Source organism: Shinella sp. GW821-FHT11G07 (assembly GCF_058808115.1).
Genome location: NZ_JBXARJ010000013.1, coordinates 17611 through 41046, shown reverse-complemented (window position 1 = coordinate 41046; position 23436 = coordinate 17611). Strand labels below are relative to the sequence as shown.

Sequence of the window (23436 nt, the reverse complement as noted above, 5' to 3'; positions counted from 1 at the left end):
CCGTCACCGCCTTGCCCCTTTTGTCCTATGGACTAGATTGCTGACAACGCTGCGTCGAGAATGAGTGCCTGCCGTGCCAGACCGAAAATCCCCCCTCGCCCCCTTCCGAAACGAAACCTTTCGGGTGATCTGGGCAGCGAGCCTGGTGTCGAATTTCGGCGGGCTCATCCAGGCGGTGGGTGCAGCCTGGATGATGGCCTCCATCTCGCCTTCGGCCAACATGGTGGCGCTGGTGCAGGCCTCGATCTCGCTGCCCATCATGTTGTTTTCCGTCGCCGCCGGCGCGCTCGCCGACAATTTCGACCGGCGCAAGCTGATGTTGACGGCCCAGTGTTTCATGCTGACGGTCGCGATCGCGCTGACACTCTGTACGTGGTACGGCGTCATCACGCCCTGGCTGCTGTTGACCTTCACCTTCCTGCTCGGCTGCGGCACGGCGCTCAACAATCCCGCCTGGCAGGCCTCGGTCGGCGACATGGTGCCGCGCGAAGACCTGCCCGCAGCCGTTTCACTCAACAGCATGGGTTTCAACCTGACCCGCAGCGTCGGCCCGGCCATCGGCGGCGCCATCGTTGCAGCGGCCGGCGCCGCAGCGGCCTTTGCCACGAACGTGCTCAGCTATTTCGCCCTGCTCTTCGTGCTGTTTCGCTGGAAACCCACCGTTTCGCCGCGCACCCTGCCCCGCGAAGACTTTGGCCGCGCCGTCTCGGCGGGCCTGCGTTATGTCTCGATGTCGCCGAACATCGGCAAGGTGCTTTTGCGCGGCTTCGCCTTCGGCCTTGCGACAAGCTCCACCCTTTCGCTACTGCCGCTGATCGCCCGCGACCTCGTTTCCGGCGGGCCGCTGACCTATGGCATCCTGCTCGGCTGTTTCGGGCTCGGCGCCATCGGCGGCGCACTGATGAATGCGTGGCTGCGCGAACGCTTCACCAGCGAGACCATCGCCCGCCTCGCCTTCGCCGGCTTTGCCATCAGCGCGACCGTCTCGGCGCTCAGCACGACGGCCCTTCTAACCGGCGCCGTCCTCTCGATCGCCGGTGCATCCTGGGTGATGGCACTGTCGCTGTTCAACACAACCGTACAACTCTCGACGCCGCGCTGGGTGGTGGCGCGCGCACTCTCGCTCTACCAGACGACCACCTTCGGCGGCATCGCGGCAGGAAGCTGGATCTGGGGCACCACGGCCGATACGCATGGCGCGCAGACCGCCCTTCTCGCCTCCTCCGTGGTGATGATTGCGGGGGCTGCACTCGGCCTGCGCTTCGGCCTGCCGGAATTGCAAAGCCTCAATGTCGATCCGCTCAATCGCTTCAGCGAACCGGACCTGCCGCTCGACCTGAAACCGCGCAGCGGTCCGATCGTCGTCCTGATCGACTACGAGATTGCGGAAGGCGACATTCCGGAATTCCTGGAGGCCATGACCGAGCGGCGGCGCATCCGCATCCGTGACGGTGCGGGTCAATGGGCGCTGATGCGCGACCTGGAAAATCCGACGATCTGGACCGAGACCTACCACGTGCCGACCTGGGTGGAATATGTGCGCCACAACCAGCGCCGCACCCATGCCGATGCCGCAAACGGCGAGAAACTACGCCAGTTGCACAGCGGCGCGGAGGACCCGCGCGTCCACCGCATGATCGAGCGGCAGACGATCATTCCGCACGAATACGAGCGGTTCAAGCAGCAGGTGGAAATCCACTAGAGTCTGTCTGATTCCGTCTGAACCAGACAGACTCTCGATTCTTTTGTTTTCGTTTGTCTTTTCGGGAAAACCGCGTTCCACTTTTCCCTGACAAACTCTAACCCTTATTTCAGCTTGGATTTCAGCGAGGCATCCGGATAGCAGGTTGATGCGAGGCCGGCTTTCGCCTGCCAGTCGCCGAGCGAGCGGCGCGTCTTGTAGCCGGGCAGCCCATCGACCTTGCCGACATCATAGCCCTTGGCGACGAGCGCCTTCTGCATGGCGAGCACGTCCGAGCGCAGCATCTTGCCGACGTTACCCCATTCGCCGCGGAACGGGCCGCTGCCATAGGCGATGCGATCGGCGAGATTGCCGATGAACAGGGCATAGAGGTCGGAGTTGTTATACTCCTTGAGCACGTAAAAATTCGGCGTGACGATGAATTCCGGCCCGTGCGTGCCGGCCGGAACCAGCATCATGCCGGAGGCTTTCGCCTCGCCGGATGGAAACCCCTTGCCGGAAATGCGCGTGATTCCAGTGGCTGCCCAGGCCGAGATCGGTTTTTCGAGGTCCGGCCCTTCCTGCGCACAGGAGACACCCGCCGGGATCGTCACTTCGTAACCCCAGCCACGGCCGGCCTGCCAGCCCTTCTTGGCGAGATAGTTGGCAATCGAGGCGAGGCTATCCGGCACCGAGCCCCAGATGTCGCGCACGCCGTCGCCATCGAAATCGACGGCATATTGCAGGAAACTGGTCGGCATGAACTGCGGCTGGCCGAGCGCGCCGGCCCACGAGCCCTTCAACTGCTCGACCGTCCGGTCACCGCCATCAACGATGTGGAGGGCCGCGATCAGCTCCTTGCGGAACATGTCCTTGCGGGTCGACATGAAGGCCTTGGTGGCCAGCACCTCCACCGCCGAATAGGGGATTTTCGCGCTGCCAAAGCCCGATTCGCGGCCCCACACGGCAACGACGATCTCGCCTGGCACGCCAAAACGCTGCTCGATCTTGCGCAGCGTTGCGGCATGGGTCTTGGCGAGGCTGCTGCCCTTTCCGGCGAGCCCCTGCAGGCGTTTTTCGGAGAAGTAGGCGCCCGGCGAGGAGAATTCCGCCTGGCTCTGCGCCTGATCCTTCGTCGGCTTGGAACCGGGCGGCACGAGATCGGGCAGGTCCCAATCGAGCGTCACGCCCTCCATCGCCGCGCGGAAGGTCTTTTCGCCAACGCCGGTCTTTTGCGCCGCCGGCCAGAGATCCTTGTCGATCCACGTCCGGAACATCTTTTCGACCTCATCCTTGGAGGCGGCCTCGGCCGGCACGAAGAGACCAAGCGAGATCAGCGCGGCGCCAAGCGCGCCCTTGATAGCATTGCGGATGGTCAACATGCGTCTCCCTCAGATTACCGTGCGGGCGCGCAATGCGGCCGTCAATGTTCCTTCGTCGAGATAATCGAGCTCGCCGCCAACGGGCACGCCATGGGCCAGCCGCGTGATCTTCACGTCGAGACCGGAGAGCTGGTCGGTGATGTAGTGCGCCGTCGTCTGGCCCTCCACGGTGGCGTTGACGGCGATGATGAGCTCGCGCACACTACCCTTCACCACGCGATCGACGAGGCCGCGGATGTTGAGGTCGTCAGGCCCGATCCCGTCGAGCGGCGAAAGCGTGCCACCGAGCACATGATAGGCGGCGTTCATCGCGCCCGCACGCTCCAGCGCCCAGAGGTCCGAAACGTCCTCGACGACGATGATCATCGTATGGTCACGACGCACGTCGGTGCAGACCGTGCAGGGGTCGCTCGTATCGACATTGCCGCAGCACGAGCAGATGCGCACCTTGCGATACGCTTCCCCCATCGCCTCGGCGAGCGGACCCAACAACTGGTCCTTCTTCTTGACGAGATGGAGTGCTGCCCGGCGCGCCGAGCGGGGCCCGAGCCCCGGCACCTTCGCCAGAAGCTGGATGAGTTTTTCGATTTCGGGGCCGGTGACTCGTTTTGCCATTGCCGGTATCTAGCCCATATCAAGGGGAAACGGAATCCAAAGCGCATCGCGATCTTCCAGATCTGCTCTGTCGCTCTGGTCTTTGGTTTATCGCATGTCGTTACCGCAAAACCGCGTGCCGCACTTTTCGCGCGACATGCTCAGGGAGGCCAACGCTTGATCAAAATCCTCGCCGTGTGCACGGGTGTTGCCCGTCCAGTCCCCGGCAAAAGCTACAAGACCGGCATTTTCAAGACGCCGACCGATGCGGCGATCGTCGTCGATCGCGAGGGACTGCTTGGCGACGCGATCTGCAACCGCAAGCATCACGGCGGGGCGGAGCAGGCCGTCTATGGCCTCGGCTCCATTGACCTCGACTGGTGGTCGAAGGAACTCGGCCGCACGATCGAACCCGGCACCTTCGGCGAAAACCTTGTCATCGAGGGCGTCGACAGCCGTGCGGTCTCGGTCGGCGACCGATTCGAAACCGAAAGCGTGCTTCTCGAAGTCACCTCGACGCGCATTCCCTGCAACACGCTGACCGCCCGCATGGGCGACCCGGCCTTTGCCCGGCGTTTCATGCAGGCCGGCCGCCCAGGCTTCTACTGTCGCGTGCTCCACGACGGCGTGATCCAGGCCGGCGACGCGGTGACCTACACCCCCTTCGACGGCGAGCCGGTCAGTATGCCGGAACTGCTGCGCACCTACGGCAAGAACATTTCCGAGGAAGACCGGATCCGCTATCTCGCAGCACCCATCAACGACAAGCTGCGCGCTGCGCTGACCGGCTGATCAGCGGGCGGCGATGGCGGCCGCAGCCCCGGCCATAGTGCCTGCGCTGACGCGGTTGGCGATGCGCACGGCGCGCGGGCTCTTCAGGAAGAGACGGGCGCGCGAGGCGAGGAAGACCCAGGCGAGATCGATCGCCACCAGCACCACGAACATGGTGACCACCAGTTCCGCCCAGCCGACGAGCGTAACCGCGCCAAGATCGATGATCGCCGGCAGGAGTGCCACATAGAACATCATGATCTTCGGGTTGCCGAGCGTCACCGTCATCCCGGCGAAGAACAGTTTCAGGCCGGAGCGCGCCTCCGGCAGCGCCGCGTCGCCCGTATCGGTCGGCGCGAACCACATCTTCCAGGCAAGATAGAGCAGATAGGCGACGCCGAACCATTTGATGGCGACGAAGACGGCGTGGAAGCTTTCGGCAATCGCGGCAAGGCCGAGCACGGCGCAGGTGAGCCAGATGCCCTCGCCGATCCACATGGCGGCGAGGAAGGGCAATACGTCCTTGGCTCCCCGCGATAGCACGCGGGCGACCAGCGCCGCGATGCTCGGACCGGGCGAACCGGCCGCCATCATCAGCGCACCGGCAAAGACTAGCAGGGTCATCAGGCTCATCGGAATCTCTCCTCGCAAGCCCCGACCCTACAACATCAGAACGGCAGTTTGAAGCCGGGCGGAATCGGCAGGCCGGCGGTCAGCGCCTTGGTCCGCTCAGCGGTCTCTGCCTCGGCCTTGTCCTTGGCGTCCTTGTGGGCGGCGACGATCAGGTCTTCGAGGATTTCGACGTCGTCTTCCTTGAAGAGCGAGGGATCGATCTTCAGGCCCTTGAGGTTGCCCTTGCCATCAAGCGTGACCGAGACGAGACCGCCGCCGGAGGTGCCGTTCACCTCAAGTGCGGCAATCTCCTCCTGCATCTTCTCCATCTTGGCCTGCATTTCCTTGACCTTGCCCATCATGCCCATGATGTCACGCATCGGTCTCTCCTCTTTTATCTGGCTATTAGTGTTCGATATCGTCGCCGGGCAGAATATCGCCCTCGGCGGATTCCGCCACGGCAGCAGCCTCGACGGTCTCGGGTTCGTCTTCGGTTTCCTGCACCTTGATGCGCACGTCGGTGATCTTGGCGCCCGGGAAACGCTGCAGGATTGCTGCGACGTCCGGATCCTGGCGCGCATCGGCGACACGCGCTTCCTGCGCCTGCGTTTCGGCTTCCGACAAAGTCGGGCCACCGGGTTCGCGCGACAGGATCACCATCCAGCGCGAACCGGTCCATTCCTGCAGACGGTTCTGGAGTTCGGAGACAAGCGACTTCGGCGCGTCGTCGGCCAGGCTGATCTCCAGCCGGCCGGGCTCGATCTTCACGGGACGCACGAAAGCGCGGAGCAGCGCACGAATGCGAATGTCGCGGTTCTTGGTGCAGAGATCGGCGAGATCCGAAAGCGAATTGACCGGCACCTTGGGCGTTGCCGCCGGCTGCGGAGCTTCCACCGGCTCGATGCGCCCTACAGGCTCGGGCGTCGGGTCTGCCTGCGGCATGGGCCGCAGCATGGTCACGGTTGCGCCGCCTGCCTGGGCGCGCTGCGCCGGAGCATCAGGCTGCCGCGAGACGGCGGAGACCGACGCCGACGCGCCGCTGTTGCCGCCAAGCGTGCCTGATGATTGTGGAACACGTCCACCATTGCCACCGCCCTCCCCCGCCGAAAGCTCGGCAAGGCGGCGCGCGGCGTCCTCCGGCGACGGAAGGTTTGCGGCGTGCGCGAGGCGGATGATGACCATTTCCGCGGTACCAGCCGGACGGCTGGAGGCTTCCGTTTCCGGAATGCCCTTCAGCAGCATCTGCCACATGCGCGAAAGCGCGGTCACCGCGAGAGAATTGGCAAACTCGACGCCGCGCACGCGCTCGATCTCGCTCAGCGACTGGTCGCCGGTGGCATCGGGCACATATTTCATGCGGGTGACGAGGTGGGTGAAGTCGGCGAGGTCGGTCAGCACGACGGGCGGGCTGGCACCGGCTTCGTATTGCGCGGCGAACTCCGCGAGCGCTGCCGCGGCATCGCCCTTCACGATATGCTCGAAGAGATCGACGATCCGCGCACGGTCGGCAAGGCCGAGCATCGAGCGCACGGCAGTGACCTCGACGCGGCCGGCGCCATGCGCGATCGCCTGGTCGAGCAGCGAAAGGCCGTCACGGGCAGAGCCCTCGGCGGCACGCGCGATCATGGCGAGCGCATCCGGCTCGGCGTCGACACCTTCCTTGCCGAGAATGGTGGTGAACAGGCCGACGAGATCGGAGGCGCCGATGCGGCGCAGGTCGAAGCGCTGGCAGCGCGAGAGGACCGTAATCGGAACCTTGCGTATTTCCGTCGTCGCGAAGATGAACTTCACATGCTCCGGCGGCTCTTCGAGCGTCTTCAACAGGCCGTTGAAGGCCTGCGTCGAGAGCATGTGCACTTCGTCGATGATGTAAACTTTATAGCGCGCCGAAACCGGGCGGTATCGCACCTGCTCGATGATCTCGCGGATATCGTCGATGCCGGTATGGGAAGCGGCGTCCATTTCGATGACGTCGACATGCCGGCCTTCCATGATGGCCTGGCAATGCTCGCCGGGAATGCGCAAGTCGATCGTCGGCTTGTCGATCTCGGCTGTCTTATAGTTGAGGGCGCGGGCGAGGATGCGTGCGGTCGTCGTCTTGCCGACACCGCGCACACCGGTCAGCATATAGGCCTGCGCGATACGCCCGGTCTCGAACGCGTTGGTCAGCGTGCGGACCATCGGCTCCTGGCCGACCATGAGGTCGGAGAAATCCTTGGGGCGGTACTTGCGCGCGAGCACCCGGTAGGCGGCGGGCTTTTCGCTGGACGGTTTTGGGGTTTCGTCGCTCATAGACCCTGCCGTTGATAGAACGTCTGTCCCGACAGGACGGAAAGGTGGGAGGCTGGCACGATGACCCGTGCCGGGCTCGTTGGGGCTGCTTCCTTCCGGACCTGACCCGGTTGGCGAGTGGCTCGTCCACCACCAACCTCCCGTCCCCCATATCGGCAATATTCCATCCGAATGCAAGCGTGGCTTATAAAAAACTGTTGGAGCCGGATCGGGTGCGTGGCATGACTCCTATTGTCTTATGCAGTTCCAGGCGCAAAATCACGGCACAGTTTTGCTGGAACTGCTTCGAAACAAGCATTTCGGGAGAGCCCTGTGAGCAATTTTCGACCCGATGAACGGCTTGTGCGCGACAGCGATCTCCTGACGAAGATCGGCCTGTGCGAACTGCGCCTGATGAAGGATGGCCGTTGGCCATGGCTGGTGCTCGTGCCGCAGCGCCCGAATGTCAGCGAGGTCTTCGACCTGACACCACTCGACCAGACCATGCTGACCTTCGAGACGGTGCTAGTCTCCGAGGCGCTGAAGACGGTGACAGGGGCAACGAAGATCAATACCGGCGCGCTCGGCAACATCGTCCGCCAGCTTCACGTCCATATCATCGCGCGCAACGAAGGTGACCCGAACTGGCCCGGCCCCGTCTGGGGCTACGGCACCGCCGAGCCGCGCTCGGCAGACGAAACCAAGGCCTTTTCCGCCAAGCTGCTGGACGCACTCGCACCATGAAGCCATCGCTTTTCGATCTCTACCGCCCGCATCCCGAGCCCAGCACCATGGTGGCCTTTGCGGAAAACAGCCTCGACCGCCAGTCGGAGCACCGCGCGCCGGATTGCCTGGAACAGGCCTTCAAAGCCGAGACGGTGCACGCCTTCGCGCTCGCCGGCGGCAAACTCGTCGTCAAGCATGACGAGAAGATCATCGATCCGCTGTTTGCGCCCTACGAGCTCGCCGAACTCGATCCGATCCCGGAAGAGTCCATCCTGCTCGGCTACCTGAAGAACGGCGAGCCGCGGCTGGCCATTCCCGTGCGCGCCGATCCCGAGACGTTGCAGGAGCCGCTGAAGGCCACCGACGGGCGCACGCTCTATCGCCAGCAGATGCTCGATGACGACCTGCTCGGCCAGTTTGCCCAGGCCTCCAGCCTGATGACCTGGAACGGCAACAACCGTTTCTGCGGTAAATGCGGCTCACCGACACGCTCCGAGATCGGCGGCTATCGCCGGGTCTGCGAGGCGTGCAGCCACACGATCTTCCCGCGCACCGATCCGGTCGCGATCATGCTGGTCATCGATATCGAGCGCGATCTCTGCCTGCTCGGCCGCTCGCCGCATTTCCCGGAAGGCATGTATTCCTGCCTTGCCGGTTTCCTGGAACCGGGCGAGACGATCGAGCACACGGTGCGCCGCGAGACCCTGGAAGAATCCGGCATCAAGGTCGGTCGCGTGCGCTATCACGCTTCGCAGCCCTGGCCGATGCCGCATTCACTGATGATCGGCTGCTACGGCGAGGCGATCTCCTTCGACATCCGTCTCGACGATCAGGAGCTGGAAGACTGCCGCTGGTTCACCCGCGAGGAGACCGCGGCGATGATCGAGCGCAGCGCCATGTCGGGCGCCGCCCCCGGCACCACGATGCCGCCGCCGAAAGGCGCCATCGCGCACCGGCTGATGCGCGACTGGCTCGACTGGAAGGGCTGATCAACGGAGCCCGGGTTTGGCCGTGAACAGTGTCTCGGTCAACGATACGATCAAATACGGGCACCGCCCGTGGCGTCGATCATTTGCCCCGTGGTCCAGCGGGCCTCGTTCGACGCGATGAACGCGACCACGTCGGCAATATCCGCGGCCGTGCCGACACGCGAGAAGACCGACATCGCTTCTGCGCCCGCGCGCGCCTCCGGCTGCGCCAGCCACTCCGCATTCATGTCCGTGTCGGTAACACCCGGCATGACCGCATTGACCGTGATGCCGCGACGACCGAAGTCCGGCGCAAGCGCCAGTGTCAGCGTTTCAAGCGCACCCTTCGATGCTGCGTATGCGGGATGGCTAGGCGCGGCGATGCGCGTGAAACCCGTCGAGATGTTGATGATCCGTCCATTGTCGCGAATATGATCGGCTGCGGCCTGGATCAGGAAGAACGGCGCCTTGAAGTTGATCGTCATCGTCTCGTCGAAGAAAGATTCGCTGGTTTGAGCCAGAGAGAACGCCTGGGCGATACCAGCATTGTTGACGAGTATGTCCAGCCCGGGTTCACCGGTCGCCGCGACCGCCGCCGTCTTGAACTGATCCCACAGACTGTCCGCCGCTTCCTTGCCCTTGCTTAGGTCCGCTTTGATAGCGACACCTTTTGTTCCGAGAGCCTCGATCTCGCGGATGGTGGCGTTGGCGGCATCCGCGTTATTGCCGTAATGCACGCCAATGAGGGCCGCCCCCTCCTTCGCAAAGGCAAGCGCGATAGCGCGACCGATACCACGCGAACCTCCGGTCACAAGAGCTGTTTTGGTCGCCAGTTTTCCAGACATCGTTCGCTCCATTGATATTTTTATAATGATCGATACAATAAATACCGGGAAATGCCTGTCAAGGGATTATTATAGTGATCGATATAAAAACTAATGCCCCCGCCCGGAAACGCGGCAGACCGAGAGTGCTGGATCGTGATGTCGGGCTCGATGTCGCGGCGCGGCTGTTTTGGGAGCACGGCTACGAGGGAACCTCGATCGCCGATCTGACCAGGGCCATGGGGATCACGCCCCCTTCCCTCTACGCAACGTTCGGCTCGAAGGAAGAGCTCTACAGGCAAGCGCTCGACCATTGTATCGAGCGGGAAAGCAAGTGCCGGGGCGAGGCGCTGCAGACCGAGCCAACGGCCTACGAGGCGATCGCATTTTACCTTCACGACGTCGTGCAGGGCATTACCCAGCCGGACAAGCCGCGTGGCTGCATTGTGTCCACCGCTGTCCTTCAACACTCGGAGGAAAGCGAGTCTGTCGCCCAAGACGTCGCCGCGCGCCGTGAAGTTGCGATGCAGGCTATCAAAGCGCGCCTTGACCGCGCTGTCAGCGAAGACGAAGTCCCGACCGATACCGACACTGATGCGCTCGCGCGTTTCTATATGGCGGTCGTGCAGGGCATGTCGGCCCAGGCCTACGACGGGGCATGCCGGGAAAAACTGAAACAACTGGCAGACATCGCATTGTCAGCGTGGCCCGGGGACCCGACCTATCGAAAGCCGGAGGCATAGGCCCTACCGGGCGGGCGCATGCCCGCCACGCGATGACGCAAGACAATATCGAGGGTAAAACCCGCCCTAAAACGCGCTGCGCATCGGATGGGCACGGTAGGTGCCGAGGATGCGGACCTTCTCCGAGAAGAAGCGCAATTCTTCGAGCGCCCGGCGGACATGCGGCTCGTCCGGATGTCCTTCGATATCGGCATAGAACTGCGTCGCGGTGAACTTGCCGTCGATCTGGTAGCTTTCCAGCTTCGTCATGTTGATGCCATTGGTGGCAAAACCGCCGAGCGCCTTGTAGAGCGCGGCCGGAATGTTGCGCACATTGAAGACGAACGTCGTGACGACGATGTCCTCGCCACCCTGCTCGGCCTGCTTCTCGTCACGCGACAGCACCACGAAGCGCGTAACGTTGCTTTCGGTGTCCTCGACGTTCTCGGCGATGATCGACAGGCCGTAGAGATCGGCCGCAAGCCGCGGGGCAAGGGCCGCCATGGAGCGGTCGCCGGTTTCCGACACGAGTTTTGCCGCACCTGCCGTATCGCCGGCAATCACCGGCTTCCAGCCGTTGAGACGGACGATCTTGCGGCACTGGCCGAGCGCATGGATATGGCTGTGCACGGTGCGGACCTCGTCCTTCGCGACACCCGGCAGCACCATGAGCTGGAAGCGGATCGGCATGAAATATTCGCCGACGATATGGAGGCGCGATTCCGGCAGCAGGTGATGAATGTCGGCGACGCGGCCGGCGATCGTGTTCTCGATCGGGATCATCCCGAGATCGGCATCGCCATTTTCGACGGCGAGGAAGGCATCCTCGAAGGTCTGGCACGGCAGCGGCTCCATGGTCGGGAACATGTCGCGGCAGGCCATGTCGGAATTGGCGCCGTACTCGCCCTGGAAGGCGATCTTGTTGGTTTTCATGATCATGGCAGGAGAATCCGTATCAAACAGGGTGGGCCGCGAGCATCGCGCGGGCCTTTTCGAGGTCGGCGGGAGTATCGACACCGAGCGGAACGGTGTCAACGATCTCTGCATCGATGCGCATGCCGGCTTCGAGCGCCCGCAACTGTTCCAGCGATTCCCGCTTTTCCAGCGTCGAGGGTTTGAGCGCGACGAAGGCTTCGAGCGCCTTGCGGCGATACGCGTAGAGGCCGATGTGGTGATAGAGCGGGCCTTTGCCGTAGGGCGCCGTCGCGCGCGTAAAATAAAGCGCGCGCAGGCGGCTCTCGCTGAGCGGCGAACCGACGATCTTCACCACGTTGGGGTTGGTCTTCTCTTCCTCGTCGCGGATTTCGGTGGTCAGCGTTGCGATGTCGGTCGCGGCATTCTCCAGCGGGCGAAGCGCGGCACGGATCGTTTCCGGATCGATGGTCGGCAGGTCACCCTGCACGTTGATGATGAACTCGGCGCGGCCCTCCGGGTCGCTCTTCGTCAGCGCCTCGTGAATACGGTCGGAGCCGGACTGGTGATCCACGCGGGTCATCACCGCCTCGAAGCCGGCTGCCACGACCGCGTCAAAAATATCCGTATGATCGACGGCAAGGACGATCCGCCCGACCTCGGCAGCCGCAGCCCGGCGCGCCACCTGGACGATCATCGGCAGGCCTGCAATATCGGCGAGCGGCTTGCCGGGAAGACGGGTCGAAGCCATGCGCGCCGGAATGAGCACGAGGGTCTTGTCAAAATTGGCGGGATTCATCTCAGGCCCTTCAAAACCCCCGGGAAAAGTGTCAAAACGTCTCAGTGCGGGGGCTACAATCACTGTTGCAACGAAGCAGCAAAAGACATAGGTTCCGCGCGATTTCAAGACTGGCCGGCGTATGTCCGCCGGTCCCTAGGGGAGCGTTTGGATGAACTCTTATGTGAACATGGGCGTAGGTGCCCTATTGGGCACCGTCTTCGTACTGATGTCCGTGTCGATCGCTTCTGAAGGCATTTTCCATTCGGGCCATCCCGAGAAGGAAGGTTTCGCGATCGTTGCCGAGGAAACTGGCGGCGAAGCAGCCGGTGGCGAAGCTCCCGCAGCTGTTCCGATCGCAACCCTGCTGGCCACTGCCGATGCCGGCGCCGGCGAAACGGTCTTCAAGAAATGTGCGAGCTGTCACACCCCAGAGAAGGGCGGCCCGAACAAGGTCGGACCCGGTCTCTGGGACATCGTGAACCGCCCGATCGCCTCGCATGAGGGCTTCAGCTATTCCGCCGGCATGACCACCTTCTCCGAAGGCCACAAGGTGCTGTGGGACTACGACCACCTGAACTTCTTCCTCGAAGCTCCGAAGAAGCACGTTCCGGGCACCGCCATGGGCTTCGCCGGTCTGAAGAAGAACGACGAGCGCGCCAACCTGATTGCCTATCTGCGCACGCTGTCCGACAATCCGGTGGCGCTGCCGACCGCATCGAACGAAGGTGCAGCGGCAACGACCGACGGCGGCGCGACCGCTACCGAGGGTGCGGCTCCGGCTGACGGCGGCGCGGCTGCGACGACGACCGAAGGTGCAACGACCCCGGCAGAGGGTGGCGCTGCGACCACCACGACCGAGGGCTCCACCCCCGCCGAAGGCGGCACGACGCACGGCACCACGACCGAACAGCCGGCTGCTCAGTAAAAAAGCCAACGGCAAGACAGACAAACAAAACCCGGTCTTCGCGCCGGGTTTTTTGTTGTTGGAAGCCCCTCATCCGCCTGCTGGCAGCTTCTCCCGGCTGCGGAGAAGGGGAAAACGGGAGGCTCCATTCCTTTCCTTCCCTTCTCTCCTCGGGGAGAAGGTGGCCCATAGGGCCGGATGAGGGGGGCAGCCACGAATCGCCGTTCGTCAGCCGTAGAGATCTGGCTTCCACACCATATTCATGCCTACCGTTTCAGCCGAGCAACCAGGCCCAGAAGGAGACTGTGAAAACACCGAGTGCCGTCGTCATGGTGATCGTCGAGGAGGCGAGTGCGTGACCGACGCCGAAATGGTTGGCGAGCAGCCAGGCGTTGACGCCTGTCGGTACGGAGGATGTCAGCACCATCGCGGTCGTCCATTCCGGGCTGAGGCCGAGCAGGCGGCACGCGACATAGACGGAGCCGGGCAGCACGACGAGCTTGAGACTGGTCATCGCCAGCGCGATGCCGGCATTGCCGCCGACCTTGTACTTGTTGAGCGCCATGCCGATGGAAACGAGGGCCGCCGGTGCCGCCATCGCCGCCAGCTGGTCGACCACCACCTTCACCGGGCCTGTCAGCGGCACGCCGCCCACATGGAACAGCGCGCCGGCGGCGAGGCCGATCACCAGCGGATTGCGCACGAGGCTCTTGCCGATGCCGAGCAGAAGGGCTGCGAAACTCTGCGGCGCGCGCGTGCCCTCCTTCCGCTCCGCCCTCTCCATGAGAATGGTGCCGGCAATCATCATGACCGGCAGATGCACCGAAAGCAGCACCGAGATCGCCACCAGCCCCTCATCGCCGACGATGCGTGCAACGAGCGGCAGGCCGATGAAGACGGTGTTGGCGAAGGCCGAGGAAACGCCGGCAAGAACCCCGATGCGCCGGTCCCGCTTGAAGCCGAGCGTCGCCACAAGATGCGCCACCGTCCAGGTGACGGCGACGCCGCCGAAATAGGCGATCCAGATGCGCAGCGGCGATTCGCCGGCAAAATCCGCTTCCGCGATGGTGCGAAACAGCAGCAGCGGAACGGCGACCCGGAAGACGAATTCGCCGAGCCCCTCGCCCAGTTCCTCCCGAAGATAGCCGGTGCGCACGAGCACCCAGCCGATCAGGATCAGCGCGAAGACAGGCAAAACGTTGAGAGCGACATCCGACATGAAACCGTCCCGGAGGAGAATGGAAGGACGGCAGGTGAACCGTCTAGAGGGCGGGTTTCATCGGTAGAGCAATCACCGGGAGGGGTCCAGCACGAGATGCTTGGCAAAGGCCGGAAATGAAAAAAGCGAGGGCCGAACCCCCGCTTCCTCATCCCGGCTTGGCCAGGGAAGTGTTTCGCTCAGTGCCAGTACATCCGTGGTCACTGCGTTTGCCGAAACACGACTTTCGTGTCTGACGAGGTTTCTAGCGAGCCGCTGTTACAGCGGTATGACACGAGAACGCTCGTTGATGGAGTGAAGTCTGCGCGCATATGGTTAACAAAAGGTTAACAGATGGGTTCCTGAAATTTTCTGCATTTCCGGCGATTGAACGGCGAGGCTGAAACGTCTTCCACCTGGTTCCATGCGCCACCCCTTTCCGACCTCCCCGACAATGGCGTCTTTCGATTGACAAGCCGATCCGGGGTCTGGACAGTGGGGGCGGCAAAGAGACGGGCAGCGTTAGGAGGACTTGATGTCTATGCGCGCAATCTTCGGTTTCTCGGCACTTCTTCTGGCGGCCGTCGCTTCACCTCCCCTTCCCGCCCATGCCGAAGAGACGCGCACCGTTGTAACGACGGAAAACAGCGACTATTTCGGCTTCGACCTGCGCACCGTGCAGGACGTGACGCTCGACCAGTGCAAGACCGACTGCGTCGATGACCTGTCCTGCCGCGCCTTCACCTATAATCCCAAGGTGAAGTGGTGTTTCCTGAAGAGCGACTTCAACCAGCTCAACCATTTCCAGGGCGCGATCGCCGGCAAGATCATCAAGGCTGACAATGCCGCCGATATCGGCGCGCCGCCGGCCATGCCCTTCATCAGCGACTACATGATGAGTGATGCCCGCACCTTCCGCGACGGCCTGGCGCTTGCAACCGAGCATACCGGCCAGGGCGCGGAAAGCCTCGGCTCGCTTGGCCGAATCGAATCCGCTTCCAGCCGCTTCGACCAGGCGCTCATCGCCTACAAGGGCGCGCTCTCGCTTGCGCCGGACGATTATTATCTCTGGATCGAAACGGCCGAATCCATGGGCCGCGCCGTCAGCAACAGCTATCTCGCCGGCCAGGGCGCGCTTGCGGCGATCAACGCCTACCAGCTGTCGCGCACCACCGAGACGCGGGCGCGCGCGCTTGCCGTGCTCGCCGATACGCTCGACAAATCGGGCAATTACCGCGCCGGCATCAATGCTTACAGGGCGAGCCTGGAGCTGAAGGACGATGTCGCGGTCCGTTCGGCCTATCTTGGTCTGCGCGCCCGCCAGGGCTTCCGCATCGTCAACCACACGATCGACTCGGATAGCGCGACACCACGCGCCTGCGTCGAGTTCTCCGAGCCGCTCGTCAAGTCGGGTGCCGACTACGCCTCCTTCGTCACGCTGGATGGCGCGGCGCCCAAGGCGGTCGAGGCCAAGGACCGCCAGATTTGCGTCGAGGGGCTGAACCACGGCCAGCGCTACAAGATCGCCTTCCGCCCCGGCCTGCCGTCCGCGGTCGACGAGCCGCTGGAATCCATGGTCGATCTCGACATCTACGTGCAGGACCGCACCGCCACAGTGCGCTTCACGGGTGACGGCTTCGTGCTGCCCGGCAGCGTGCGCCGCGGCATTCCGATCGTCTCGGTCAACACCGACAGCGCCGACCTGAAGCTCTACCGCGTCGGTGATCGCGCGATCGCCGGGCTTCTCGCCGACAGCCGGTTCCTGACCCAGCTCGACGGCTATTCCGCCGAGCGCATCGAAAGCCAGAACGGCCAGCTCGTCTGGCAGGGCAAGATCGAGATTTCACCGGAACTCAACAAGGACGTCGTCACCAGCTTCCCGGTCGACGAGGCACTGCCGGAGCGCAAGCCCGGCGTCTATGTGCTGACCGCCGCCGCCTCGAACGGCCGCAGCAACGAATGGGACGCGAAGGCGACGCAATGGTTCGTCGTCTCGGATGTCGGCCTCACCACCTATGCCGGCACGGACGGCCTCAACGTCTTCGCCCGCTCGCTCGATAGCGCAGCACCGCTCGAAGGCGTCGACCTCCAGCTGATTGCCACCAACAACGAAGTGCTCGGCACCGCGACGACCGATGCGGAGGGCCGCGCGACCTTCACCGCCGGCCTGATGCGTGGCACCGCCGCCATGACGCCCGCCGTCATCCTTGCCAAGAAGGGCGAATCCGACTTCGTCTTCCTCGACATGACACGCGCCGGCTTCGACCTCTCCGACCGCGGTGTCACCGGCCGCCCGGCACCCGGCGCCATCGACGTGCTCGCCTGGACCGAACGCGGCATCTACCGCGCCGGCGAGACGGTGCATGCCACCGCACTCGCCCGTGACATCGAGGCGAATGCGGTCGAAAAACTGCCACTCACCTTCGTCTTCAACCGGCCGGACGGCGTGGAAGACCGCCGCCTCATCTCCGATGGCGCAGCCCTCGGCGGCCATGCCATCGATCTGCCGCTGCAAGAAAACAGCATGCGCGGCACCTGGACGATGCAGATCTACACCGACCCGAAGGGCACGGCGATTGCCGAAAAAACCTTCCTCGTCGACGATTTCGTGCCGGATCGCATCGAATTCGACATGACGAGCACGGCGAAGGACATCGAAACCGGCGTGCCGGCCCCCGTCTCCGTCGAAGGCCGCTATCTCTACGGTGCGCCGGGTGCGGGCCTTGAGATCGAGGGCGATGTCGCGCTGAAACCGACACGCGCGGACCCGGCCTTTCCGGAATATGTCTTCGGCCTGACGGACGAGGAAGCGATCGAGGAAAGCACGACGCCGCTCGAAGGCCTCGATGTGCTCGACGACGAGGGCAAGACGACTTTCGACGTCACCGTCACCGATCTCCCCTCGACCACGCAGCGCCTCGAAGCGCTGGTGACGCTGCGCATGATGGAGGCCGGTGGCCGCGCCGTCGAACGCTCGCTGACGCTGCCCGTCAAGGCGACCGGCCCGATGATCGGCGTGAAGCCGGAATTCAAGGGTGAACTCTCGGAAAACGGCATCGCGAACTTCCACGTCGTCGCTGTCGGCCCGGATGGTGCCAAACTGGCCATGCAGGGCCTGCCCTGGAAGCTGCTTGCCGTCGAGCGGAATTATCAATGGTACCGCGACGGCAGCTCCTGGCGCTATGAGCCGGTGCTGTCGACGCAGCAGGTCTCCAACGGCACCCTCGACGTCGCGTCGGATGGCGGCAAGATCTCCGTTCCCGTCACCTGGGGCCGCTACCGTCTCGAAGTCGAAAGCCCCGAACCGGATGGCCCGGCGACGAGCGTCGAGTTCGACGCGGGCTGGTATGTCGCTGCAACCTCGACGGAAACGCCCGACGCGCTGGAAATCTCGCTCGACAAGGAAAACTACGCGGTCGGCGATACGGCCAAGCTGAAGATCTCGCCGCGCCATGCCGGCCAGGTGCTGATCACCGTCGGCGCCGAAAGCCTGATCGCCACCCAGACCGCCGCGGTCGGCGCCGAGGGCGGTGAGGTGGAAATCCCGATCACCAAGGAATGGGGACCGGGCTCCTACGTCACCGCGACGCTGTTCCGCCCGGGCTCCGACCAGGAAAGCCGCATGCCGATGCGCGCCATCGGCATCACCTGGCTGAAGGTCGATCCGGCAGAACGCAAGCTCAACGTCGCCCTCGACGTGCCGGAAAAGACCCTGCCGCGTCAGCCGCTCGACATCTCTCTCCAGGTGGCCGGTGCGGGCGCCAACGAGGAGGCCTATATCACGGTCGCCGCCGTCGATGTCGGTATCCTCAACCTCACCAAATATGAAGCGCCCGATCCGGCCGGTTGGTATTTCGGCCAACGCCGCCTCGGCATGGAAATCCGCGATCTCTACGGCCGCCTGATCGACGGTTCGCTCGGTGCCACGGGGCGCCTGCGCACCGGCGGTGACGGTGGTGAAGGCGCGCTCTCGGGCAAGCCTCCGACAGAAAAGCTGGTCGCCTTCTTCGCCGGCCCCGTGAAGCTCGATGCGGACGGCAAGGCCAAGGTCAGCTTCGACATTCCGCAGTTCAACGGCACGGCCCGCATCATGGCCGTTGCCTGGACCAAGACGGGCGTCGGTAGCACATCAAAGGACGTCATCATCCGCGATCCGGTCGTCGTGACGGCAAGCCTGCCGAAGTTCCTCGCACCCGGGGACCGTGCGGATCTCAGGCTCGACATCGTCAACACGGATGCGCCTGCCGGCGACTATACGGTCGAGGTCACGCACAATGCCTCGGTCATGGTCGAGCAGACCGGTGCCGGCCAGACGATCAAGCTGGAGCCCGGCGGCAAGACGGCGCTCACGCTCCCGCTGATTGGCGGCGAGGCAGGCGATGGCGTCGTGACGGTCAAACTGTCGAACGGCTCCGGCATGTCGCTTGAACAGGCACTCAATGTGCCCGTACGCCCGGCCGCCATGCCGATCACCACGCGCCGGCCGATCGAGATTGCCGCAAACGGCAGCCTGACGATCGACGACCAGCTTCTGGCCGACAGCCAGCTTGCCGGCGCCTCCGTCAGCCTCAGCGTCTCGCGCGCCGCGGCCTTCGACATCCCGGCACTCCTGATGGCGCTCGACCGCTACCCCTATGGCTGCACCGAGCAGACGACCAGCCGCGCGCTACCGCTGCTCTATCTGAGCGAGCTTTCCAAGCAGTCCGGCCTGCCGGAGGACACGGAAACGCAGAAGCGCGTGCAGGACGCGATCTACCGCGTGCTTGCCAACCAGTCTTCGTCCGGCAGCTTCGGCCTCTGGTCGCCGGGCTATGGCGACCTTTGGCTCGATGCCTTCGTGACGGACTTCCTCACGAGAGCCCGCGAACAGAAGTTCGACGTGCCGGAGCAGGCCATGCTGCAGGCACTTTCCAACCTGCAGAACTCCATCTCCTATGAGGTCAATGTCTCCACCCAGGGCACCGAGATCGCCTATGCGCTCTATGTGCTCGCCCGCAACCGCAAGGCCGCGATCAGCGATCTGCGCTACTACGCGGACACGAAGCTCTCGGAGTTCTCCTCGCCGCTCGCCCGCGCACAGCTTGCCGGCGCGCTCGGTCTCTATGGCGATGCCCAGCGCTCGATGACGATTTTCTCCAATGCGCTCGGCCTCTCGCGTGACGGCATCCTGAATGCCAGCCTCTCGCGCACCGACTACGGCTCGTCGCTGCGCGACGGCGCCGCCATCCTGGCGCTTGCCGCCGAAAGCCGGCCGGTTCCGAATGTCATTCCGGAACTGACGAAGCTCGTCGCCAAGCAGTGGGAGGACAAGCGCTGGACCAGCACGCAGGAACAGACCTGGATGCTGCTCGCCGCCCGGTCCGTGAAGGATGCCGACAAGGACCTGAAGCTCGAAATCAACGGCGCCGAGCGCGCCGGCGGCTACGCCGCGCAGATGACGGGCAAGTCCCTGATGGAAAACCCGCTGACCATTGCCAACCGCTCCGGCGAGCCGGTCTCCGCCGTGCTGACCACGGTCGCGGCTCCCGCCGACCCGCTGCCGGCCGGCGGCGACGGCTTTGCCATCGAGCGCACCTACTACACGCTCGACGGCGAGGAGGCGAACATCACGGAGGCGACGCAGAACGAGCGCTACGTCGTGGTGCTGAAGGTGACGGAGCACAATGACTGGCCGTCGCGCATCATCATCACCGACTTGCTGCCTGCCGGTTTCGAGATCGACAATCCGAGCCTCGTCGACAGCGCGAAGCTTTCGAACTTCGACTGGCTCGGTGAGACCGAGGCGGCGCATACGGAGTTCCGCTACGACCGTTTCGTCGCGGCCTTCAACCGAAACGCGGGCGACAACCGCGAGGTCAGCCTCGCCTATGTCGTACGCGCCGTCACCCCTGGCACCTATGACCTGCCGGCAGCGCAGGTGGAGGACATGTATCGTCCGCAGTACTCCGCCCGCACGGCGACCGGCCGCATGCAGGTCACCAAGGCTGAGTAAGGGGTCCGATCGATGGCGCTCTGGCGCAAGCTCCTCATAGGCTCCCTCGGCGGGGCGGCAGTTATCGCCGCCCTCGCCTTCGGGCTCGACTATGCGGACAAGGCCTATCCGCCGCCGGTCGCGGTGGCGGAGACCGTCTCCAAAGAAGTGCTCGACCGCGACGGCCGCCTGCTGCGTGCCTTCGCGACACCGGATGGCCTCTGGCGGCTGAAGACCACGGCCGCCGATGTCGATCCGCAATTCATCCGCATGCTCGTTGCCTATGAGGACCGGCGCTTCCGCGAGCATGCCGGTATCGATCCGTTGGCTTTGCTGCGCGCCGCCGGCCAGTTCGTCACCAATGGTCGCATCGTCTCGGGCGCTTCCACGCTCTCCATGCAGGTCGCCCGGCTGATCGAGCCGCGCGAAAACCGCTCGATGCTGGCGAAACTGCGCCAGATGGCGCGCGCCATCCAGCTCGAACGGCGGCTTTCCAAGGCTGAAATCCTCGATCTCTACCTGACGCTCGCCCCCTATGGCGGCAACTTGGAGGGCGTGCGCGCCGCAAGCCTCGCCTGGTTCGGCAAGGAGCCGAAGCGGCTCACCGTCGCCGAAGCCGCTTTGCTCGTCGCCCTGCCGCAGCTTCCCGAAAAGCGCCGGCCGGACCGGCACCGCGCCGTTGCGGAAAAGGCCCGCGAGCGCGTGCTGAATCGTCTTGCCGTCTCCGAGATCATCGGCGAGGGCGAAGCTGAACGCGCCTCCGCCGAAGCCGTGCCGGATCGCCGCCGGCAGCTGCCCTCCTATGCCGCCCATCTTTCGGAACTGGCGCTGCGCAAGGACCCGAAGGCGATCAAGCACGAGACATCGCTTGACCGCACCGTGCAGGACGGTCTCGAAACCGTCGCGCGCGAGGCAGCAGAACGGCTTGGCCCGAAAATCTCCATCGCCATGGTGATGGCCGATGCCCGCACCGGCGAAATTCTTGGCGAGGTCGGCTCGGCGGATTATTTCGACGGCAGCCGCGCCGGCTGGATCGACATGACGCGCATCCGCCGTTCACCCGGCTCGGCGCTGAAACCCTTCATCTACGGCCTCGCCTTCGAGGAGGGGCTGGTCGCGCAGGAAACCATCGTCGAGGATCGACCTTCCGACTTTTCCGGCTATCGCCCACGCAATTTCGACATGACCTACCAGGGCGATGTCAGCGTACGCAAGGCGCTGCAGCTTTCGCTGAACGTGCCCGCCGTGCGCCTGCTCGAAGCCATCGGCCCGACGCGGCTGATGGTGCGCTTCCGCCGCGCCGAGGTGCAGGCCGTACTGCCGCCGGGCGAGACACCGGGTCTCGCCATCGGGCTTGGCGGCCTCGGCATCACGCTGCGCGATCTTACCCAGCTCTATGCGGCCCTCGCCAACCGCGGCATGCCCGTCCGGCTCGGCGACGGCATTTCCCGCGCGGCCGCGCAGATCGAGGGCGAACCGCTGCTCGACCCCGTCGCCGTCTGGCAGGTCTCCGACGTGCTCTCCGCCGTCACGCCGCCGACAGGCAGCCGCCGCCTCGGCATCGCCTACAAAACCGGCACCAGCTATGGTTACCGTGACGCCTGGTCCGTCGGGTATGACGGCCGCCACGTGCTCGGCGTCTGGGTCGGCCGCGCCGACAATGGTGCCGTGCCCGGCCTGAGCGGATATGGTGCCGCCGCCCCCATCCTCTTTGAGGCCTTTTCCCGTTCCGGCGTTGCCATCACCGCGCTGCCGCGCGCGCCGGCCGGCGCGGTGCGGATCGCACAATCGGAACTGCCGGCGAGCCTGCGCCGCTTCGCGATCACCGCCAACGGCCTCGTCGCCACCGCGGCGCGTGAACCGGCCCCGCAAATCATCTACCCGCCGGAAGGGGCCCATGTCGAACTCGGCGCCACGACGGGCGCAGATATCTCGCCGCTGGTGCTGAAACTGCAAGGCGGCCGCGCACCCTTCCGCTGGCTCGCAAATGGCAGGGTCCTGCCCGACGCCTCGCGCCGGCGCACGACGCAATGGATGCCAGAAGGTGCGGGTTTTTCGACGCTGACGGTGATCGATGCCGCCGGAAGGGCGGCGAGTGTGCGGGTGTTTATCGAGTAATACAGCCTGCCGCCTTCACCATAGCGATGGAATTGGCGACGTGATTCGTATTCCCTTCTCCCCAGCGGGGAGAAGGGGACTTCCCCTCAACGGTCTCATTTCGCAGGAGACTGCTTTCAATTGTGGCCAGAGGGTTCATTGAGAGGCCGAATTCCAAACAGCACCCGCGTTGCCGCGATCATTTGCCGGAATCCGTCGGCACCCAGCTCGGCTTACGCTTCTCCAGAAACGCCGCAATTCCCTCCGCTGCGGCCGGCGTTTCCCAGGTATCGGCCAACCGCGTCAGCGTCATCTCGATCAGCTTGTCGTCGATCGGCAGGGCGAGTGCATGGGCGAGCGCCTTGGCAGCGGCAACGGCCTCCGGCGACGCCGTGAAATAGGGCGCAATCTCCGCCTCGATCGCCGCATCCAGCCCGTCTGCAGCGACAATGCCGCTCACCAGGCCGATATCGCGGGCCGTCGGCGCATCGAACAGGCGGGCGGAGGTGGCGAAACGCAGGAAGGCCGCAGGACCGATGCGCGCGGCGACATAGGGGCTGATCGTCGCCGGGATGAGGCCGAGACGGGTTTCGGTCAGGCCGAAGCGAGCGCCTTCCACGGCGACCGCCGCGTCGCAGACGCTGATGAGGCCGACGCCACCACCATAGGCCTGTCCGTTGACCCGGCCGACCAGCGGCTTCGGCAGGTCGCGTAGCGCCTTCAGCATCAGCGCCAGCCGGCGCGCTTCCGCGATGCGCTCCTCGCGGGTGGCGGCGATCTGTTCCTTCATCCAGTTGAGGTCGCCGCCCGCGCAAAAACTCTCGCCCTCGCCGCTCAGCACGACCACGCGCACCGCCCTGTCATCGCCGAGCAGGCCGGCAACGGCGGTCAGTTCGCGGATCATCAGGCCGGACAGCGCATTGTGCTGCGCGTGTCGGCGCAGCGTCAGGGCCGCGACGCCGCGCCGGTCGACGGATACGGAAATGGTCTCGAAATTCATGACTACCTCTTCCTCTAGCGCT

Annotated in this window: 18 protein-coding genes and 1 other RNA gene; 8 read left to right on the top strand and 11 right to left on the bottom strand. The window is 64.4% G+C overall.

Annotated features, from left to right (window positions below):
* Positions 1 to 73: 73 nt before the first annotated feature.
* Positions 74 to 1702, top strand: coding sequence for an MFS transporter (locus tag AC1RT2_RS23195; RefSeq protein ID WP_493105732.1), 1629 nt, complete (start codon positions 74 to 76; stop codon positions 1700 to 1702).
* A 104-nt stretch (positions 1703 to 1806) separates the two neighbouring features.
* Here the strand turns inward: AC1RT2_RS23195 and AC1RT2_RS23190 are convergent, their stop codons facing one another.
* Both AC1RT2_RS23190 and recR read right to left on the bottom strand, forming a co-directional pair.
* Positions 1807 to 3063: a lytic murein transglycosylase gene (locus AC1RT2_RS23190; protein WP_493105730.1), complete on the bottom strand. Its 1257-nt coding sequence runs from the start codon at positions 3061 to 3063 to the stop codon at positions 1807 to 1809.
* 9 nt (positions 3064 to 3072) lie between these two features.
* Positions 3073 to 3678 (bottom strand): recombination mediator RecR, encoded by a 606-nt coding sequence (recR, locus tag AC1RT2_RS23185; RefSeq protein ID WP_493105728.1) that lies wholly within the window; start codon positions 3676 to 3678, stop codon positions 3073 to 3075.
* 159 nt (positions 3679 to 3837) lie between these two features.
* Between recR and AC1RT2_RS23180 the strand changes: the two genes are divergently transcribed.
* Positions 3838 to 4449, top strand: a complete 612-nt coding sequence (locus tag AC1RT2_RS23180; protein ID WP_069061528.1) for an MOSC domain-containing protein — start codon at positions 3838 to 3840, stop codon at positions 4447 to 4449.
* Here AC1RT2_RS23180 and AC1RT2_RS23175 read toward each other — a convergent pair whose 3' ends face one another.
* From AC1RT2_RS23175 to ffs, 4 genes are all read right to left on the bottom strand, one after another.
* Positions 4450 to 5061, bottom strand: a complete 612-nt coding sequence (locus AC1RT2_RS23175) for a LysE family translocator (protein ID WP_493105726.1) — start codon at positions 5059 to 5061, stop codon at positions 4450 to 4452. It lies immediately after the preceding gene.
* Between the two features lie 35 nt (positions 5062 to 5096).
* On the bottom strand, positions 5097 to 5420 hold the full coding sequence (locus tag AC1RT2_RS23170) for a YbaB/EbfC family nucleoid-associated protein (RefSeq protein ID WP_069060033.1): 324 nt from the start codon (positions 5418 to 5420) through the stop codon (positions 5097 to 5099).
* 25 nt (positions 5421 to 5445) lie between these two features.
* On the bottom strand, positions 5446 to 7332 hold the full coding sequence (locus AC1RT2_RS23165; RefSeq protein WP_493105724.1) for a DNA polymerase III subunit gamma/tau: 1887 nt from the start codon (positions 7330 to 7332) through the stop codon (positions 5446 to 5448).
* 44 nt (positions 7333 to 7376) lie between these two features.
* Positions 7377 to 7473, bottom strand: an RNA gene (gene ffs, locus AC1RT2_RS23160) — signal recognition particle sRNA small type.
* Between the two features lie 171 nt (positions 7474 to 7644).
* Here ffs and AC1RT2_RS23155 point away from each other — a divergent pair.
* Positions 7645 to 8055: an HIT domain-containing protein gene (locus AC1RT2_RS23155; RefSeq protein ID WP_493105722.1), complete on the top strand. Its 411-nt coding sequence runs from the start codon at positions 7645 to 7647 to the stop codon at positions 8053 to 8055.
* Positions 8052 to 9026, top strand: coding sequence for an NAD(+) diphosphatase (nudC, locus tag AC1RT2_RS23150; protein WP_493105720.1), 975 nt, complete (start codon positions 8052 to 8054; stop codon positions 9024 to 9026). The genes AC1RT2_RS23155 and nudC overlap by 4 nt, the downstream gene beginning before the upstream one ends.
* Before the next feature lie 50 nt (positions 9027 to 9076).
* Here nudC and AC1RT2_RS23145 read toward each other — a convergent pair whose 3' ends face one another.
* Positions 9077 to 9850, bottom strand: coding sequence for an SDR family oxidoreductase (locus AC1RT2_RS23145; protein ID WP_493105718.1), 774 nt, complete (start codon positions 9848 to 9850; stop codon positions 9077 to 9079).
* Positions 9851 to 9975: 125 nt separating this feature from the next.
* On the opposite strand from AC1RT2_RS23145, the gene AC1RT2_RS23140 reads away from it, so the two are divergent.
* A complete protein-coding gene (locus AC1RT2_RS23140; protein ID WP_493105716.1) occupies positions 9976 to 10572 on the top strand; it encodes a TetR/AcrR family transcriptional regulator in 597 nt (198 codons plus the stop codon).
* Between the two features lie 66 nt (positions 10573 to 10638).
* On the opposite strand, the gene AC1RT2_RS23135 is transcribed toward AC1RT2_RS23140, so the two are convergent.
* Both AC1RT2_RS23135 and AC1RT2_RS23130 read right to left on the bottom strand, forming a co-directional pair.
* Positions 10639 to 11490, bottom strand: coding sequence for a prephenate dehydratase (locus AC1RT2_RS23135; protein ID WP_493105714.1), 852 nt, complete (start codon positions 11488 to 11490; stop codon positions 10639 to 10641).
* Positions 11491 to 11506: 16 nt separating this feature from the next.
* On the bottom strand, positions 11507 to 12262 hold the full coding sequence (locus AC1RT2_RS23130) for a 3-deoxy-manno-octulosonate cytidylyltransferase (protein ID WP_069060039.1): 756 nt from the start codon (positions 12260 to 12262) through the stop codon (positions 11507 to 11509).
* A 151-nt stretch (positions 12263 to 12413) separates the two neighbouring features.
* On the opposite strand from AC1RT2_RS23130, the gene AC1RT2_RS23125 reads away from it, so the two are divergent.
* Entirely contained in the window at positions 12414 to 13169 is a 756-nt protein-coding gene (locus tag AC1RT2_RS23125) for a c-type cytochrome (protein ID WP_493105712.1), read from the top strand.
* A gap of 253 nt (positions 13170 to 13422) precedes the next feature.
* Here the strand turns inward: AC1RT2_RS23125 and AC1RT2_RS23120 are convergent, their stop codons facing one another.
* On the bottom strand, positions 13423 to 14367 hold the full coding sequence (locus AC1RT2_RS23120; RefSeq protein WP_493105710.1) for an AEC family transporter: 945 nt from the start codon (positions 14365 to 14367) through the stop codon (positions 13423 to 13425).
* A 520-nt stretch (positions 14368 to 14887) separates the two neighbouring features.
* On the opposite strand from AC1RT2_RS23120, the gene AC1RT2_RS23115 reads away from it, so the two are divergent.
* Positions 14888 to 20338 carry an alpha-2-macroglobulin family protein gene (locus AC1RT2_RS23115; RefSeq protein WP_493105889.1) on the top strand — a complete coding sequence of 1817 codons (5451 nt, stop codon included), beginning with the start codon at positions 14888 to 14890 and terminating at the stop codon, positions 20336 to 20338.
* Between the two features lie 12 nt (positions 20339 to 20350).
* Positions 20351 to 22435 (top strand): penicillin-binding protein 1C, encoded by a 2085-nt coding sequence (gene pbpC / locus AC1RT2_RS23110; protein WP_493105708.1) that lies wholly within the window; start codon positions 20351 to 20353, stop codon positions 22433 to 22435.
* 178 nt (positions 22436 to 22613) lie between these two features.
* Here pbpC and AC1RT2_RS23105 read toward each other — a convergent pair whose 3' ends face one another.
* The gene (locus AC1RT2_RS23105) at positions 22614 to 23414 is read right to left on the bottom strand and encodes a crotonase/enoyl-CoA hydratase family protein (protein ID WP_493105706.1); all 801 of its coding nucleotides are present in this window, start codon (positions 23412 to 23414) and stop codon (positions 22614 to 22616) included.
* Positions 23415 to 23436: the final 22 nt, after the last annotated feature.